The sequence below is a fragment of the Cystobacter fuscus DSM 2262 genome, from assembly GCF_000335475.2.
GTDB lineage: Bacteria > Myxococcota > Myxococcia > Myxococcales > Myxococcaceae > Cystobacter > Cystobacter fuscus.
This window is the reverse complement of record NZ_ANAH02000004.1, coordinates 660,455-675,421: the sequence shown is the minus strand read 5'-3', so window position 1 is coordinate 675,421 and position 14,967 is coordinate 660,455. Positions and strand designations below refer to the sequence as shown.

Annotated in this window: 12 protein-coding genes; 4 read left to right on the top strand and 8 right to left on the bottom strand. The window is 67.1% G+C overall.

The genetic code is table 11. The features are described from left to right. Window positions 1-54: 54 nt before the first annotated feature. Entirely contained in the window at window positions 55-3,729 is a 3,675-nt protein-coding gene (locus tag D187_RS07425) for a hypothetical protein (RefSeq protein WP_002628550.1), read from the bottom strand. Window positions 3,730-4,504: 775 nt separating this feature from the next. On the opposite strand from D187_RS07425, the gene D187_RS07420 reads away from it, so the two are divergent. From D187_RS07420 to D187_RS07410, 3 genes are all read left to right on the top strand, one after another. Further along, the gene (locus tag D187_RS07420) at window positions 4,505-4,744 is read left to right on the top strand and encodes a hypothetical protein (RefSeq protein ID WP_002628549.1); all 240 of its coding nucleotides are present in this window, start codon (window positions 4,505-4,507) and stop codon (window positions 4,742-4,744) included. Window positions 4,745-4,958: 214 nt separating this feature from the next. Then, entirely contained in the window at window positions 4,959-5,531 is a 573-nt protein-coding gene (locus D187_RS07415; RefSeq protein WP_002628548.1) for a hypothetical protein, read from the top strand. A gap of 139 nt (window positions 5,532-5,670) precedes the next feature. Beyond that, window positions 5,671-6,570, top strand: a complete 900-nt coding sequence (locus D187_RS07410; RefSeq protein ID WP_002628547.1) for a Vgb family protein — start codon at window positions 5,671-5,673, stop codon at window positions 6,568-6,570. 5 nt (window positions 6,571-6,575) lie between these two features. On the opposite strand, the gene D187_RS07405 is transcribed toward D187_RS07410, so the two are convergent. From D187_RS07405 to D187_RS07380, 6 genes are all read right to left on the bottom strand, one after another. Continuing rightward, the gene (locus D187_RS07405) at window positions 6,576-7,700 is read right to left on the bottom strand and encodes an FAD-dependent oxidoreductase (RefSeq protein WP_002628546.1); all 1,125 of its coding nucleotides are present in this window, start codon (window positions 7,698-7,700) and stop codon (window positions 6,576-6,578) included. Between the two features lie 72 nt (window positions 7,701-7,772). Beyond that, the gene (locus D187_RS07400; protein ID WP_002628545.1) at window positions 7,773-9,161 is read right to left on the bottom strand and encodes an MFS transporter; all 1,389 of its coding nucleotides are present in this window, start codon (window positions 9,159-9,161) and stop codon (window positions 7,773-7,775) included. Between the two features lie 93 nt (window positions 9,162-9,254). Next, entirely contained in the window at window positions 9,255-10,379 is a 1,125-nt protein-coding gene (locus D187_RS07395; RefSeq protein ID WP_002628544.1) for an FAD-dependent oxidoreductase, read from the bottom strand. A gap of 21 nt (window positions 10,380-10,400) precedes the next feature. Then, the gene (locus D187_RS07390; RefSeq protein WP_211241468.1) at window positions 10,401-10,757 is read right to left on the bottom strand and encodes a Rieske (2Fe-2S) protein; all 357 of its coding nucleotides are present in this window, start codon (window positions 10,755-10,757) and stop codon (window positions 10,401-10,403) included. A gap of 11 nt (window positions 10,758-10,768) precedes the next feature. Further along, window positions 10,769-11,722, bottom strand: a complete 954-nt coding sequence (locus D187_RS07385) for a VOC family protein (RefSeq protein WP_002628542.1) — start codon at window positions 11,720-11,722, stop codon at window positions 10,769-10,771. A gap of 26 nt (window positions 11,723-11,748) precedes the next feature. Further along, window positions 11,749-12,906, bottom strand: coding sequence for an alpha/beta hydrolase family protein (locus D187_RS07380; protein ID WP_002628541.1), 1,158 nt, complete (start codon window positions 12,904-12,906; stop codon window positions 11,749-11,751). A 112-nt stretch (window positions 12,907-13,018) separates the two neighbouring features. Here D187_RS07380 and D187_RS07375 point away from each other — a divergent pair, with 112 nt between their 5' ends. Further along, window positions 13,019-13,939, top strand: a complete 921-nt coding sequence (locus tag D187_RS07375) for a LysR family transcriptional regulator (protein WP_002628540.1) — start codon at window positions 13,019-13,021, stop codon at window positions 13,937-13,939. Window positions 13,940-13,950: 11 nt separating this feature from the next. Here the strand turns inward: D187_RS07375 and D187_RS07370 are convergent, their stop codons facing one another. Beyond that, window positions 13,951-14,934, bottom strand: a complete 984-nt coding sequence (locus tag D187_RS07370; protein ID WP_043428620.1) for a fumarylacetoacetate hydrolase family protein — start codon at window positions 14,932-14,934, stop codon at window positions 13,951-13,953. Between the last annotated feature and the right edge of the window lie 33 nt (window positions 14,935-14,967).

The following is a 14,967-nucleotide window of genomic DNA, read 5'->3' as shown; positions in this document are numbered from 1 at the left end:
CCGGCGCGACGAGCCGGCACCAGCTCTCGGCCACCACGGCCCTCGCTCCAGGGCTCAGGCACCTTGAGTCCTCTCTGGCCGCCGGAACGGCCAGAGCAGGGAGGCCACCCGCATGTAGAGGGACCCCAGGCGCTGGAGGTTCTCGGAGCAGACCTCCGTGGCGAGCCGCAGGGTGCTGCTGGGAGACAGTTCGCCGTTGGAGGCCATGATGGCCCGCATACGCGGCCGCAGTTCCTCCGGAACGGCCTCCACGAGGTCGCGCTTCATGAGATCCTCGTCGTGGGTTTGAGCCCACTCCAGGAGTTGCCGCCGCAGCTCATGGCGCAGCTTCTGCTCGGGGCCGAAGACCTGCAGGCACATCTGGAACAGCTCGGAGCCGGAGCCAGAGTCGAACTCGGACTGCGAGGTGGCGAAGATGGGTGAGGCCGCGGCCCGCCAGAGGAAGTCCCAGGTCTCCGCCGTGTACGCCCTCGCGAAGAGCCCCCGGGCGGTGAGATAGCTCTGCATCGAGTCGTGGAAGAAGCAGACCTGCGCGGGAGTCTGCCCCCCCTTGAGGTTCAGGTCCGCCGGGATGAGTACGCCCGCCTTCAACAACCTCTGGAGTTTCTCCTGCTCCGGCGAGTCCCGATAGCGCAGCAGATGGATGCCATTGGCCCAGTAGGTCCGGAGGCAGAAGTCACCAGCCCAGGACAGCAGCTCCGTGTCCTCCTCACCAGAAACCGTGCTCCGCCGGAGCAGGCCACGAAAGGCCGATTCATACAGCTCGGCGACGCCACACCTGCCCGAGCCACCACCGAACAGGAGCGCCAGCCGGACCAGGATGGGCAGGTAGGTGCCATCCGGCCCCTGACATGCCCGCTTCACCTCGCCGCTCAACGCCCCCTCCTCCTGGCCCGCATAGGCAGAGACGAACCGCGCCAGCACCTGCTCATCCAGACGCCTGGGCTCCGCGCGAAGCCACCGGGGTGACGCCTCGAGGGCCTGCTGGAATCCCAGGTGGCGCCTGGAGGTCAACAAGAGCCGCACCACTTCCCCATATTTCCCCTCGACGAAGCCACGCAGCGCCTCCGCGCTCAGGGCGGACTCGGTGAGCCCGTCCACCACCAGGACGTAATCTCCGCGCAACAGCAAGGCCTCATGGACTTCGCGCGGAAGCGGATTGACCTCCAACGCCTGGAACGCCGCATCCTCCAGGTCCCTGCTCCTCGAATCACAGAGGACGGGGAGCGGGAGCGAGGGATTCTTCTCGAACCCCACCAGCATCAACCGCACCACCTCTCGAAGCAGCGCGCTCTTGCCCCTCCCCCCCGCGGACTCGATCAGCACGCTTCCCCTGTGCCGCGGCTCCGGGTGCGTGAGACAGAGGAAGATCCCTTCCGCCGGCTCCCACGAGTCCGGGAGGCACGAGGCCCGCTGCCCCGTGTCCTCGTGAAGAGGGAAGCTCGTCCCCCCCTCGAGGAAGTCCACCGGCATGGAGACGAATCGCTCGTCGTTGGACTGGCGGCGCGAGGTCTCCAGCTTGCGATGCATGTGCCTGACATAGTCGCCAAAGATGCGCCGGCGCGTGGCCGGGAGTTCCAGGCCCAGGGGCACCAACCACTGGAAGGGCTTGGTGCACGCCAGCAAGCGGAACACCGCCGGCGAGAAGGCTCCCGCCACCAGACAGAGAATCATCTCGGCGCAGAGCACCCCCACCAGAACGGGGAAATGGATTCTCAAGTCACGGGCCACTCCGGACAAGGCAAGCCCGCCCCCTCCCAGGACATTCACCAGCCAGGTGCTGAAGGGCACCCATTGCCGAATCAGACGCGTGCGCGGCAGCAGGACCATGGGCACGACGAAGAAGAGCGTCGCCACCAGGCAGGCGAGCGCCGTGCGAAACCAGCGCTGCTCGAGGAGCGGCGCCGTGAAATGGACGCCATGCACCACCAGCCGGCTGCTCGTGCCCAACTCGTCATGGTACTCGAAGGAAACATCATAGGGATGCTCGCCCAACAAGGGATTGGGCAGATACCAGTTGAGCCGGGGCGGGGGGGCCTCCTCGCGATAGCTCCGGGTCACCTGCGCCACCGGGCTCTCCGGACGGTGGGCGTCCCAGATGGTGACGTCCATGACTCCTCCCGACCTGGCGGCAAGTGACCGGCCCGGCCAGTCCAGGTCGACCCCCTCCTCCACGGCATCCGTGTGGAGGGGGGCCCAGTGCTTGAGCCACCCCTGGATGGAAACCTGTCGATCCCGCCCGACTCGCAGGGCGCCCCCCTTGAGCGCCAGGCCCGCTCCCACGCCAGTGATGGGAACACAAGCAAAGCTCGCGGGCACGGCCTGGATCCAGGCATGCATTCCATCCCCGACGGGGAAGACAAACCACACACGGTAGGACTTCAACACGAAATGGGCCTCGAGGTACCGGTCTTCCGTCAACGAGACGAAATACAGGTTGCCATCCTCATTGGATTGAAGCCACGCCCGCTGACCATTCGACTCCACATCCAAGGAGCGAACTTCCATGCCGCCAAGCAGCGCCGCGGCCCGCACCAGGCCACCTCGCGCTCGCAGATGGAAGACACCGCGCGCCCAGAGCAGGACTTCGTCCCCCGTCCCCAGGGGATGGGTGAGGATCTCCTCGAACCCCTTCTCACTGTCATCCGGCAGGCTCAGCACCCCCTCCTGCCCAGCGAGAATCCTTCCGTCGTCCTCCAGCAGATAGGCGCCGCCCGTGCGAGTCACCAGCCACACCCTCCCGGAGCGGGTCATGCTCACCAGCAGCTTGTTCCCGCTGAAGAGGGGCCCTCGGGGCAACAATCGCCGCCCCTGGATGTCCACGAGGTGGAGGCCTCCGGAGTTCCCGTCCTCGGGGCTCAGGGCCTCCACCACCCACAACCGGTCCCCCTCGGGGCTCGGCACGAGCTGGCGGACTTCCACCCCATCCAGCAGGGGGGCGGGCACCCCGTCCGCAGGAGCGTTCGCGCTCACCGAGTACAGCCTCCTCGCCAGTCTGGAGTCGGTCCGTGAATTGACGTCCGCCATCACCCAGGCCCGTGTCTCGTGCGAGGTGGTCACCACCCTCAGGATCCGCTCCGCGCGCAGGAGCGGTCCCTTGACGGGAGAAGCCGCCCGGGTGTCGATGAAGAAAAGCCGCGCTCCCATCTTGAGCCAGGCCCGCGACCCGTCTCCGACGGGGGTGACCAGCCAATTCTCCACGTCCTCGGTTCTCAGGTCGCCCAACACCCCGAGCGAGATGGAGAACGTGATGTTGCCCCCCGCGTCGACAGTGCCGAGAAACCGCGAACCCGAACGGCTGAACACGAGCCAGAGAAAGGCATGGGGTTCCCAATCCGGATCCAGAGGGAGGTCCGGATGAACATCATGGGGTGACCCGGCGGGCTGTTCCCTCAGGTGCACGATCCGATCGGACTCGAGCACCACGCGTCCGCCAGAAGACTCCTGGGTGATGTCCAACACATACAGCCTCGCCTTCGCCACGGGACTGCCCCTGTCGACCACGTGCGAGAGAACCCACGCCCGTCCCGGCTGGAGGCTCTGGACCAATTCCGACGTCTGGATTCCAGTCTCCAGCAAGGAACCCTGGACGGGAGTGCGAAGTCCCTCCCGGTCGACGACATGGACACCGTCCTCCCCCATCACCCAGGCATGCATGCCATCACCAAAGGGAATGAGGTTCGCCTTGGTACTCGCCACCGGGACCGGCCAGAACGTGCTGCCACTCACGCGGGCCGCCACTTCCCGTGGAGTCCGCGCACACGCGATCAGCCCACAGGCAAACAAGAGGCAGTTGCACACCAAGAACCATGGCCAGCCAACCGTTCCGCCCCCATACACCCGATTCATACCTTCTCCATGCTCCCGCCATGCGGGCCATAGCATTCTCATCCATCGTTGCGGCTCCAAGTCACGATGATCGATGTCCTCGAGCAGACGCAGCCGTGGCACCAGGGTTCCGCGCTGGCGGGTCTTGTGAATCAGCACATGGCTGCGAATACTCATCCATTACCCCTTGCCGCCGAAGCGACGAGGGGCCCGCGCGAATTCTCGCGCCAGCATCACGGGAGGGGGGCGCATGCCACGTGTCACGGGGGTGGTCTGGGTGGTGGTCTTCTTCCTTGCCAATTTCGCGCATGGCGAGGAACAATCCAAGGCGCGGCGGCCCGGGCAGCAATCCGTCAGCCCATCAGACTGCCCCAACCCCAGGTGCTACGTCGTTTTCACCAAGAACCAGCCGGCCCTCCAGGAGCGGCTCTGTGGTCCATTCCCAGCCATGAGCGAGACGCTTCTCTCGCGGAACCAGGAGAAGCGCCCTGGCCCAGGCGTCCCCATCGAGAAGATCGACGCGGATAAACCCAGGCCGCCACCGCCCTCGACGCCGCAACAACCACCGGAACCCCCTCCCCAACCGGAACCACCCCCTCGACCGCAACCGCCCTCCCGACCCCCTCAGCGGCCCTGCCCCTGGCGCTGGTGCCAATCGGAGGGAGACCCGGCGCTCATGCCACTGCCGGACGACATCGAGGTGAAGTCAGACGCGACGCTCATCCTCTTCGAGCGCGAGGAACAGCAAGGCAATCACTGCACCTTCTCCGGGCCCCAGAAGCTCACCCTGAAGAACAGCTGCCCCAAGACCATCCGCTCCATCCAGATCACCTGCGACGAGAGCCCCCGCGGAGCTGGCACCAAGAAGGAGAGCCCCGCCAGAATGCCTGGGCCAAAGGGTGAGCACGACAGGTGAATGATGTCAGAGGGCAGCTGGCGGGCCGCGCGCGCCTATGACTGACACAAGGGTGCGAGGCATGATGCCACCCCAGCGGCAGTGATCGCGTTCACAGGGAACGTATCAACTGGATCACAGCCCCGAGAAGAGCCTCTCCGTAGTCTGTGCTTGTTCACGACGTGAACGGCCTTTCCAAAGGTCTCTACCCCGCAGCGCACAGATGGAGATGCACATGAAGAAGACCCTCTTGTTCAGTGTTGGTATTGCCCTGATGACCACCGCCTGCGGCCCGGCGGACACCACGGAGACCGAGGTGCCCGGCCCCGCGCAGAACCACGGTGCCCTCTATGGCGAGGTGCAGAAGGTGGTCGGTGACACCCCGTGCCCCACGGGCTACTCCATCGCCACCCCCAATGATGCGCTCGCCAACCAGAACACCATCTGCGGCAAGATGGGCACTTGGGACATCGCTCGCCTCTCTGGCAGCGGGGCGATGAAGGGGCCCGGCTATGGCTGCGCCATCACCAGCTACGAAGCGGCGCCCCTGGGAAATACCCTCTGCAAGCTGCCGGGACAGACCAACCTCGTCGAGGTGTTCGGGGACTCGCCTTGTGGCGCTGGCCGGACCCTCCTCACGCCGCAAGAGGCCAGGACCCGGCAGAGCGAGGTCTGCGCGAAGCTCGACATGTGGGACATCGCGCGGCTCGACGGAGGCGGCGCGATGAAGGGCTCCGGCTACGGCTGCGTCATCACCGACCAGGAGACCCAGAAATTGGGCCACGCCCTGTGTAAGTCGCTCAATTGACGCTCAATCACCGGGCGCCGCTGATGCCGTGATGCGCCAGCGGCGCCTGAGTACACTCCGCCGCCTGAACGACCTCGAACCGCAACGGGTCCCTCACGGACCCCAGCGTGCACTCGAGAGGAGTCAGGAGGGCAGAAGCATGCAGGCAGTGTCGAGCAGCATCATGACCGAGCATCCCCTGTCCAACCCGGCCGCGGGCCCGTACGGCATCGTGGGCGGTCCGGATGGAGCACTCTGGTTCACGGAGATCCACTCGGGCCGCATTGGCCGCCTCCGCGTCGACGGCGAGCTGGCCTCCTTCCCACTCCCGACACCCGACGCCGGGCCCTCCCTCATCGTGGCCGGGCCCGACGGCGCGCTCTGGTTCACCGAGTACAAGGCGAACCGCATCGGGCGCATCACGACGGAGGGCGCTGTCACCGAGTACGCGCTGCCCACCCCGAACGCGGGACCCTTCGGCCTCACGGTGGGACCCGACGGCGCGCTCTGGTTCACCGAGTCGACGGCGAACCGGCTCGGCCGCATCACCCTGGACGGGACGGTCACCGAGTTCCCACTCCCCTCACCCGACGTGTTCCCCTCCACCCTCACCACGGGACCGGATGGCGCGCTCTGGTTCACGGAGAACAAGGCGAACCGGATCGGCCGGATGACCACGGAGGGACACGTCACCGAGTACGCACTGCCCACCGCCAACGCCGGACCCGTGGGCATCACGGTGGGGCCGGATGGCGCGCTCTGGTTCGTCGAGATCCTCGTGGACCGGATCGGCCGGATGACGACGGAGGGACACGTCACCGAGTTCCCCCTCCCGCGAGCGGGCGCGCGTCCGCACGCCATCGTCACCGGGTCCGACGGCGCCCTGTGGTTCACGCAGTGGGGCAGCAACCACATCGGCCGGATGACCACGCAGGGAGCCGTCACCGAGTACGCCATCCCCACCCCTCAGGCGGAACCCCACGGCATCACGTCAGGCCCGGACGGCGCCCTGTGGTTCGCGGAGGAAGCGGGCAAGATCGGGCGTCTCGCTCCGGGGTGAGGCGTTCAGAGGGGTTGGGCCGTGACTTCCATCATCTTCTTCACGATCGCGGACCGATCGGCCTGCGATGCGCCCCGCATCTCCCCATCGCCCACCTGGATCGAACTCTCGACGATGAACTTGCAGCGCTCGTAGCGCCGCCGCATGAAGCGCGACAGGAGCACCTCCACCGGCGCGTCCTCCGCGAGCAGCTCCGAGAGCACCACCGCGTCCTCCACGGCCATGCCCGCCCCTTGCGAGAGGTGCGGCGTCGTCGCATGGGCCGCATCCCCGATGAGCACCACCCGCCCCCGGTACCACGGCGCGGGGACGAAGATGACCTCCATGGGCTTGTAGACCACCTGCTTCGGGTCGGTGATCCGCTCTCGCAAGCGGCCGAGGATGCCTCCGAACTCCGCCAGGCGCTCCCTCATGAGCTCCGCGAGCCGGTCCTCCGGCATTCTCGGATTGCCGGGCTCCGCGGACGTCACGAACATGTACATCAGGTCCTTGGAGAGCGGGCAGAGTCCGGCGTTGTGGTTCTTCCCGTAGAAGACCACCAGGTGGTCGATCTCGGGTGGGCGCGGGAAGTTGTGACGGAAGACCGACTGCCCCGTGTAGCGCGGCTTCAGCTCGTTGCCGAAGAGCAGGGTCCGGACCTTGGAGTAGAGCCCGTCGGCGCCCACGACGAGATCGTACCGGCCCCGCGTGCCGTCGGTGAACAGGACGTCCACGCCGTTGGCGTCCTGCTCGAGGTGCTCGACGGTGAGACCCAGGCGGATGCGGGTGCCCTTCTCCTCCGCCGTGGAGCTGAGCACTTTGTGCAGAGCCAGCCGGGAGATGCCCAGGTTGGCCGGGTACTCCGGCCCCGCCGCGCGCGCCCCGGGCAGCATCTGCAGCAGCTCGCCCGCCGACGTGTAGAGGCCCATCCCCTCGTACGCGAATCCCGCGTCGAGGAAGCGGTCCACCAGGCCCAGCTGGGCCATGGCCCGGATGACGTTGCATTGCTGGATGATGCCCACCCCGTAGACGGTCCACTCGTCCTTGACCTCGACGAGGTCGACCTCGATGCCGCGGTTGCGCAGGCCCGAGGCCAACGACAAACCACCAATCCCACCACCGACAATCAATACCTTGTTCACACGAGCCATCGTGGCTGTCTCCTGGACATCAGGGCGTGCGCCCCCCCATGGGTGAAACACGAAGCGACTGGTCGACGGGCGCTACCGTACCACCTGGACGTCGACCTGCCGATGGTGCCGGAAGGTGCTGACCACGGCCGACACGGCCGCGACACACGCACCGAGCCCCAGGGCCATGGTGGGCCCACGGCTCTCGAACGCCCTGAAGCACAGGGCGACCAGGGTGGCTCCACACGTCTGTCCCAAGAGACGGGCCGTCGCCTGCATGCCGCCCGCGCCGCCACTGCGCGCCTTCGGAGCCGAGGAGAGCATCGCGCGGTTGTTCGGCGACTGGAAGAACCCGAAGCCCACGCCACAGAGGGTCATGCCGCAGACGATGGCCCCGCTCGCCACATGCTCGGGCAGGAGCGCGAGCAGCGTCAATCCCGCCGCCATCACCACCGACCCCACGCCGCACAGCAGGGCCGCCGAGAAGCGATCCGCCAACCGCCCCGCGATGGGCGCCATGATGGCCACCGCGACCGGCCAGGGCGTCATCAACAGCCCGGTCTCCACCTGACCGCGTCCCAGGACGTTCTGGAAGTAGAAGGGCAGGGAGACGAAGGCGAGCATCTGCGCCGAGAAGGAGCAGAGGGAAGCCACCACGGAGAAGGCGAAGACGGGGATGCGCAACAGGTCCACCGGCACGAGGGGCGCGGTCCGCGAGAGCTGCCGCCGCACCATCACGCTCCCCGCGGCGAGACCTCCGGCGAGCAGGAGGGCGGCGGGTAGCGCGCCGGTCGTCAGGGTCTCGAGGCCAATGAGCAGCAGCCCGAACGTCAGGGCATTGAGCAGCGCACTCGTCAGATCGAAGGGGAGACCCGAACGCCGGGTGTGCGGCAGGCTCCGGTACGCGATGAGCAGCGCGACGAGGCCCGTCGGCAGGTTGATGGCGAAGAGCCAGGGCCACCCCGAGACCGACAGGATGGCCGAGGCGAGCGTCGGTCCCATCGCGGAGGAGACCGCGACCACCAGGGCGTTGATGCCAATGGCCCGGCCCAGCAGCCGATTCGGGTAGGTGAAGCGGATGAGGGCGCCATTGACACTCATGAGCGCGGCCGCGCCGAAGCCCTGGAGGACTCGTGCGAGCGTCAAGCCCACCAGGGAGCCCGACAGCGAGCAGGCCAGCGAGGCCAACGTGAACACCAGGAGGCCGGCCTGGAAGACCCGGCGGTAGCCCACGATGTCTCCCAGCGAGGAGAACGGGAGCAGCGAGACGACGATGGCGAGCTGGTACGCGTTGACGATCCAGATCGACGCGGCGGGCGAGGCGTTCAGATCCCTCGCGATGGCGGGCAGCGCCACGTTGGCGATCGCACCATCCAGGACGGCCATCGTGATCGCGAGCACGATGGCGGCGATCGCCCAATACCGGCGCGGTGTGGGAAGACCGTCGGAGGCCTCCAATTCAGTCTTCTCGCTGCCATGCATACAGGACTCCGTGCAGAGGGGCTGGGCCGCTCCCCGTCACAGATACCTCGGCGGTGGCGACAAGCGCCAGCGAAGCTCCGTTCAAACCTCTGTTCAGATGGGCTGGGCCGTGACCTCCATCATCTTCTTCACGACCCCGGTCCGGTCGGCGTGGGACGCGCCCTGCATCTCCCAGTCGCCGATCTGGAGCGAGTTCTCCACGATGAATTTGCAGCGCTCGTAGCGCCGCCGCATGAAGCGCGACAGGAGCGCCTCCACCGGTGCGTCCTCCGCGAGCAACTCCGAGAGCACCACCGCGTCCTCCACGGCCATGCCCGCCCCCTGCCCGAGGTGTGGCGTCGTCGCGTGGACCGCATCCCCGATGAGCACCACCCGCCCCCGGTACCACGGCTCGGAGACGAAGATGACCTCCATGGGCTTGTAGACCACCTGCTTCGGGTCGGTGATCTGCTCCCGCAGCCGGCCGACAATGCCACCGAACTCCTTCAGACGCTCCCTCATGAGGTCCGCGAGCCGGTCCTCCGGCATCCACGGGTTGCCAGGCTCCGCGGACGTCACGAACAGGTACATCAGGTCATTGGAGAGCGGGCAGAGCCCGGCGTTGTTCTTCTTCCCATAGAAGGTCGCCAGGTGGTCGATCTCGGGCGAGCGCGGGAAGTTGTGACGGAAGACCGCCTGCCCCGTGAAGCGCGGCTTCAACTCCTTTCCAAGGACCAGGGTGCGCACCTTGGAGAAGAGCCCGTCGGCGCCCACGACGAGGTCGTACCGGCCTCGTGTGCCGTCGGTGAAGGTGACGTCCACGCCGTCGGCGTCCTGCTCGAGGTGCTCGACGGTGACGCCCAGGCGGATGGAGGTGCCCCGCTCCGCGGCCGTGGAGCTGAGCACCTTGTGGAGCGCCAGCCGGGAGATGCCCAGGTTGGCCGGATACTCCGGCCCCGCCGCGCGCACTCCGGGCAGCATCCGCAGCAGCGCACCCTCCGCCGAGTAGAGCCCGACATTCTCGAACGCGAACCCCGCGCCGAGGAAGTGGTCGACCAGACCCAGCTGGGCCATGGCCCGGACGACGTTGCATTGCTGGATGATGCCCACCCCGTAGACGGTCCACTCCTTCTTGACCTCGACGAGCTCGACCTCGAGGCCACGGTTGCGCAGACCCGAGGCCAACGACAAACCACCAATCCCACCACCGACAATCAATACCTTGTTCACTCGGGCCATCTTGGCTGTCTCCTTGGCTCTTCAGGCTTGTGGCGTCTGGAGCACGACATGGACACGGTCGTCGGAATCCAGCAGCACGGATACGCGGGTCAGCGCCTGACCCAAGCAAGGCCCCAGCGTGCAGACGCCGGTGGCGATGTCGAACCGCGCGCCGTGGGCGTGGCAGACGATGCGGCTGCCGTCACGGTTGAGATAGGCATCCTTGCGCCAGGCCATGGCCGTACCGGGCTGGTGCGGACAGTCATCGCGCCAGGCGTGCAGGTCGCGGCCCTGGCGCACCACCAGCACGGAGTCCTGGCCGGATCGCAGCGGATCGAAGCCGCGCGACTGCCCGTCGGGCAGCTCGTCGAGCCGGCACAGGAAGACCCTGCGTTCCATGGCCGGAGGTGTCAGTGTTTGCCGGGTGCACCCGCCGGCGGAGGGCCGACAGGTGCCCATCTGGCCCGGTGCTGGAACAGGAACAACTGCGAGGCGTCCGCGCTCATCGGCACTTCACGCGCCGTCCAGCGCTCGTCGTGCTGGTCCATGTCGGCGTCGTACTCCACATGGCAGCCGAGCGGGCTGTTGAAGTACCAGAACCAGTTGGAGCCGAAGCGGTGCCGGCCCGGGCCCCAGAACGACTGGTAGCCCTTCTCGACGAAGCGGGTGCCGGCCAGCATCACCTCGGTCGGACCGCCGAGGTGGAAGGTGAAGTGCTCGATGCCCTTCATCCGCGGTGGGGTCTGGATCATGAACAGCGTGTGGTGGTCGGCCGTGCCGGCCGGGCGCAGGAACGGGCCCACGCCGGTGAAGCGATCCGTGCAGATGAAGCCGAGGCGCTTGACGTAGAAGGCCTCGGCCTTGGCGGCGTCGGGCACGAAATACACCACGTGCGACAAGGTCCGCGGCCGCACCTCCCGGGACGGATCCACCCCCATCGCGTTCACCGGGCGCTGCGCGGCGGCACCGGGAGCATTGACGGTTTCGCCCGCCAACGACAGCGGCCGCCGCACCGTCACCTGGAAGGCCAACGCGAAGCCCAGGTCGTCCACCGTGTGCAGGCGGCCATGGGCATCGCGGCGCACCTCGCGGTCCCGCCCGAGCTCGGCGGCGATCGCGTCCAGGGTGGCGCTATCGGCCACGCCGTAGACGGTCTCGCGCAGTTGGCTGGCGGTGTCCAGGGAGGGCGGCAGCGTGGGGTCCGCGTGGTGCTTGATGACGATGGACGTGCCATCGAGCGCCTCGAAGCGGCCACCCTGCTCGTTCACATCCACGCCGCGCAGGCCGTAGTCGAGCAGGTATTGGCTACAGGCGGCCACGTCATCCACCCCAAAGACGAGGGCATCGGGTCCGATGATGTTCATGAGGGATTCCTTTTCGAGGGAGGGGGTCAGGCCGTGCGACCGCCCAGGGTTTCAGCGACCCAGTCGGCGATGAAGGCGCCCGCGTTGGCGCTGTTGTCGAAACTGCTGTGCTGCACACCGCCTTCCCGCGCGGTGAACACCTTGAGCTCCCGCTTCGGGCTGTTGATGAGTTGTTCGTAGGTGCGCTCGGCCCACTTGAGAGGGATTTGCGAGTCCTTCTCGCCGTGGGTCACCAGGAAGGGCACCCGGATGCGCTCGAGGATGCCGTCGAGGTGCACGTTCTCGGCGATGCGCATGAAGTCGTCCATGTCCTTCGCGCCCCAGACCCAGCGCACGTGCTCCCAGTAGTGCGGCACCGGGAAGCTGCCTTCCTTCTGCAGCCGCTTCTTCTGCACGTCGCGCCAGTCATGGTTGGCACCCCACACCACGCCCATCGCGAACCGCGGCTCGAAGGCCACCGCCCGCGGGCAGTAGTAGCCACCGAGCGACACGCCCTCGAGGCCGATGCGCCGGGCATCGATGTCGTCCCGGGTCTCCAGCCAGTCGACGACCTTGCTGGCCCAGCGCTCGCTGTCGTACACCGCCTTCAGGTCGTGCAGGCGCAGCGCCTCGCCGGTGCCGGGCTGGTCGATCACCAGCGACGCCACCCCTCGCCGCGCCAGCCAGCGCGGCAGGCCCACGAAGTATTTCATCTCCTTCGTGCTGTCCAAGCCATTCACCTGCACCAGGATGGGCTGTCGGCCACTCACGCCCTCGGCGCGGACGTAGAGGCCCGCGAGGTGCTTGCCTTCATACGGGATCTCCACCCGCTCGCAGTTGACATGCGACAGCGCCATGCCCTTCTTGAAGGTCTCCAGTACGCGGGCGTACAGCGGCGCGCGCTCGGGATTGCCATGGCCCTGCATGCGCTCGGCGGTGAGGTAGTACACCGAGGCGCGCTGAAGCTTGTCACCCGCGGAAATCAACCGGCCCGCGCGCTCGTCGTCCTCCGCCAGCACGCGCAGTTTGTCGCCCATCGCGACCCAGGTCCGCATGAAGGCGCGCGTGCCGTCGGCATCCGGTTGCTCCGAAGCGGCGAGCAGCGGCGCGCACATCTCCTCGATCTCCCCGATGCGCGCGCCCATCTCGATCGCGAGGTCGACCGACAGATTCCAGACATAGTTCTTGGGGAAGTAGCGAAACATGGCGCTCCTGGGCTCCACCGCGATCCTGGGTTCTACTTATGGATCTCCGAGATATCGGGGAAGCCGTATTTTCCAATACGATGTATCGATCCCGTCGATGCATGATGGCGCCATGAGGTTCCAGAACCTGGACTTGAACCTGTTGGTGGCGCTCGACGTCCTGCTCGAGGAGCGGAATGTCTCTCGGGCAGCCGCAAGGGTGCACATGAGCCAGTCCGCCATGAGCGGTGCGCTCGGGAGGCTGCGTGAGTTCTTCGGCGACGAGCTCCTGGTGCAGGTCGGGCGCCAGATGGTTCCGACCCCCCGGGCGGAGAGCCTCGCGCGGAGTGTCCGGGACATCTTGTTGCGCATCCAGTCAGCGGTCGAGGCGAAGCCCAGCTTCGACCCGGCGTCGGCCCGGCGCACGTTCCGGATCGTCACCTCCGATTACGTCACGGAGGTGTTGCTCGCGGACGTGGTGCGCCGGCTCCAGCGCGTGGCGCCGGGAATCTCGCTGGAACTCACGGCCCCGGGCACGGCCATGGGCGAGGCCCTCCAACGGGGAGAACTCGACTTCATCATCACACCCGACACGCACACCCAGGAGCTCCATCCCAAGGAAGCCCTCTTCGAGGAGACCTACTGCTGCGCCATCTGGACGGGCAATACCCGGGTCGGCGACACCCTGTCGCTCGAGCAGTACCTGGAGTTGGGGCATATCGGCGTCACGCTCGGCAAACAGGCGCCATCCGCCGAACAGGGCTTCCTGGAGCGGTTCGGGCACGAGCGCCAGATCGAGGTGACCGTCCCCAGCTTCTGCACCGTGCCCCATCTGCTCGTCGGCACGGACCTGGTCGCGACGATGCATTCCCGCCTGGCCCGGCTCTACGCGCGGCTGCTGCCGCTGCGCATCCTGCCACTGCCGATCGAATTCCCTCCCCTGGTCGAGATGCTCCAGTGGAGCCGCTACTTCGAGGACGACCCCGGGGTGCGCTGGATGCGCGAGCTGTTCCAGACATGTGTGGCCGAGCAGAACTCCAACCCGGGCACCTGAACCCCGCCGGCTCAGGGCGTGGCGGAGACCATCTTCTGGTCGATCGCGCCAAAGACACTGTGGCCGTCGGCGTCGAGGACCTCCATGTGCACGGTGTCACCGAAACGCATGAAGCCGGAGACCGGCTTGCCGTGTGTGATCATCTCCAGGGCCCGGCGCTCGGCGATGCAGGCGGAGCCCACGCTGGAATCGGCGTTGGAGACCGTCCCCGAGCCAATCACCGTTCCGGCTCCCAACCGGCGCGTCGCCGCCGCATGCGCGATGAGCTGGTGGAAGCTGAAGCTCATCTCCCCGCCGTTCGGATGCCCGAACCACGCACCGTTCCAACGCACGCGCAGTGGCAGGTGCACGCGACCTTCCTTCCAGGCACCACCGAGTTCATCGGGCGTGACGGCGACGGGCGCGAAGCTGGACGAGGGCTTGGCCTGGAGGAAGCCGAAGCCCTTCTTCATCTCGATGGGGGTGAAGGCGCGGAGGCTGACGTCATTCACCTGGAGCAACAGCTTGATGTGACCCGGGGCCTGTTCGGCCGTGCAGCCCATGGGCACGTCGTCCACCATGATGGCGAACTCGCCCTCGAAGTCGATGCCGTGGGCTTCGCTCGGAAGCGGGACATCGTCCCGGGGCCCGAGGAAGTCATCCGCCGCGCCCTGGTACATCAAGGGGACGGTCTCGAAGTCCGGGACGGGGGGAATGCCGAAGGCCTTCTCCATGAGCCGGCCATGGTTCAGGAAGGCCGAGCCATCGCACCACTGGTAGGCCCGAGGCAGGGGGGCCGCCGCGGCCGCCGGGTCGAAGTCGAACGCCTGGGGCGCGCTCCCCGCGTTCAGCGCGTCATAGAGCGCTCGCAGGGCGGGCTCGACCTGGGCCCAGTTCTCGATGGCGTCCTGCATCGTCGACACGATGGAACGGGCGTGCACCGCCCGGCGCAGGTCGCGCGAGACGACGACCAGCATCCCGTCCCGGGTTCCATTCTTGAGCGTTCCCAGTTTCATGACGGAGTTGAATAGACCGCCGCCAGGAACCCG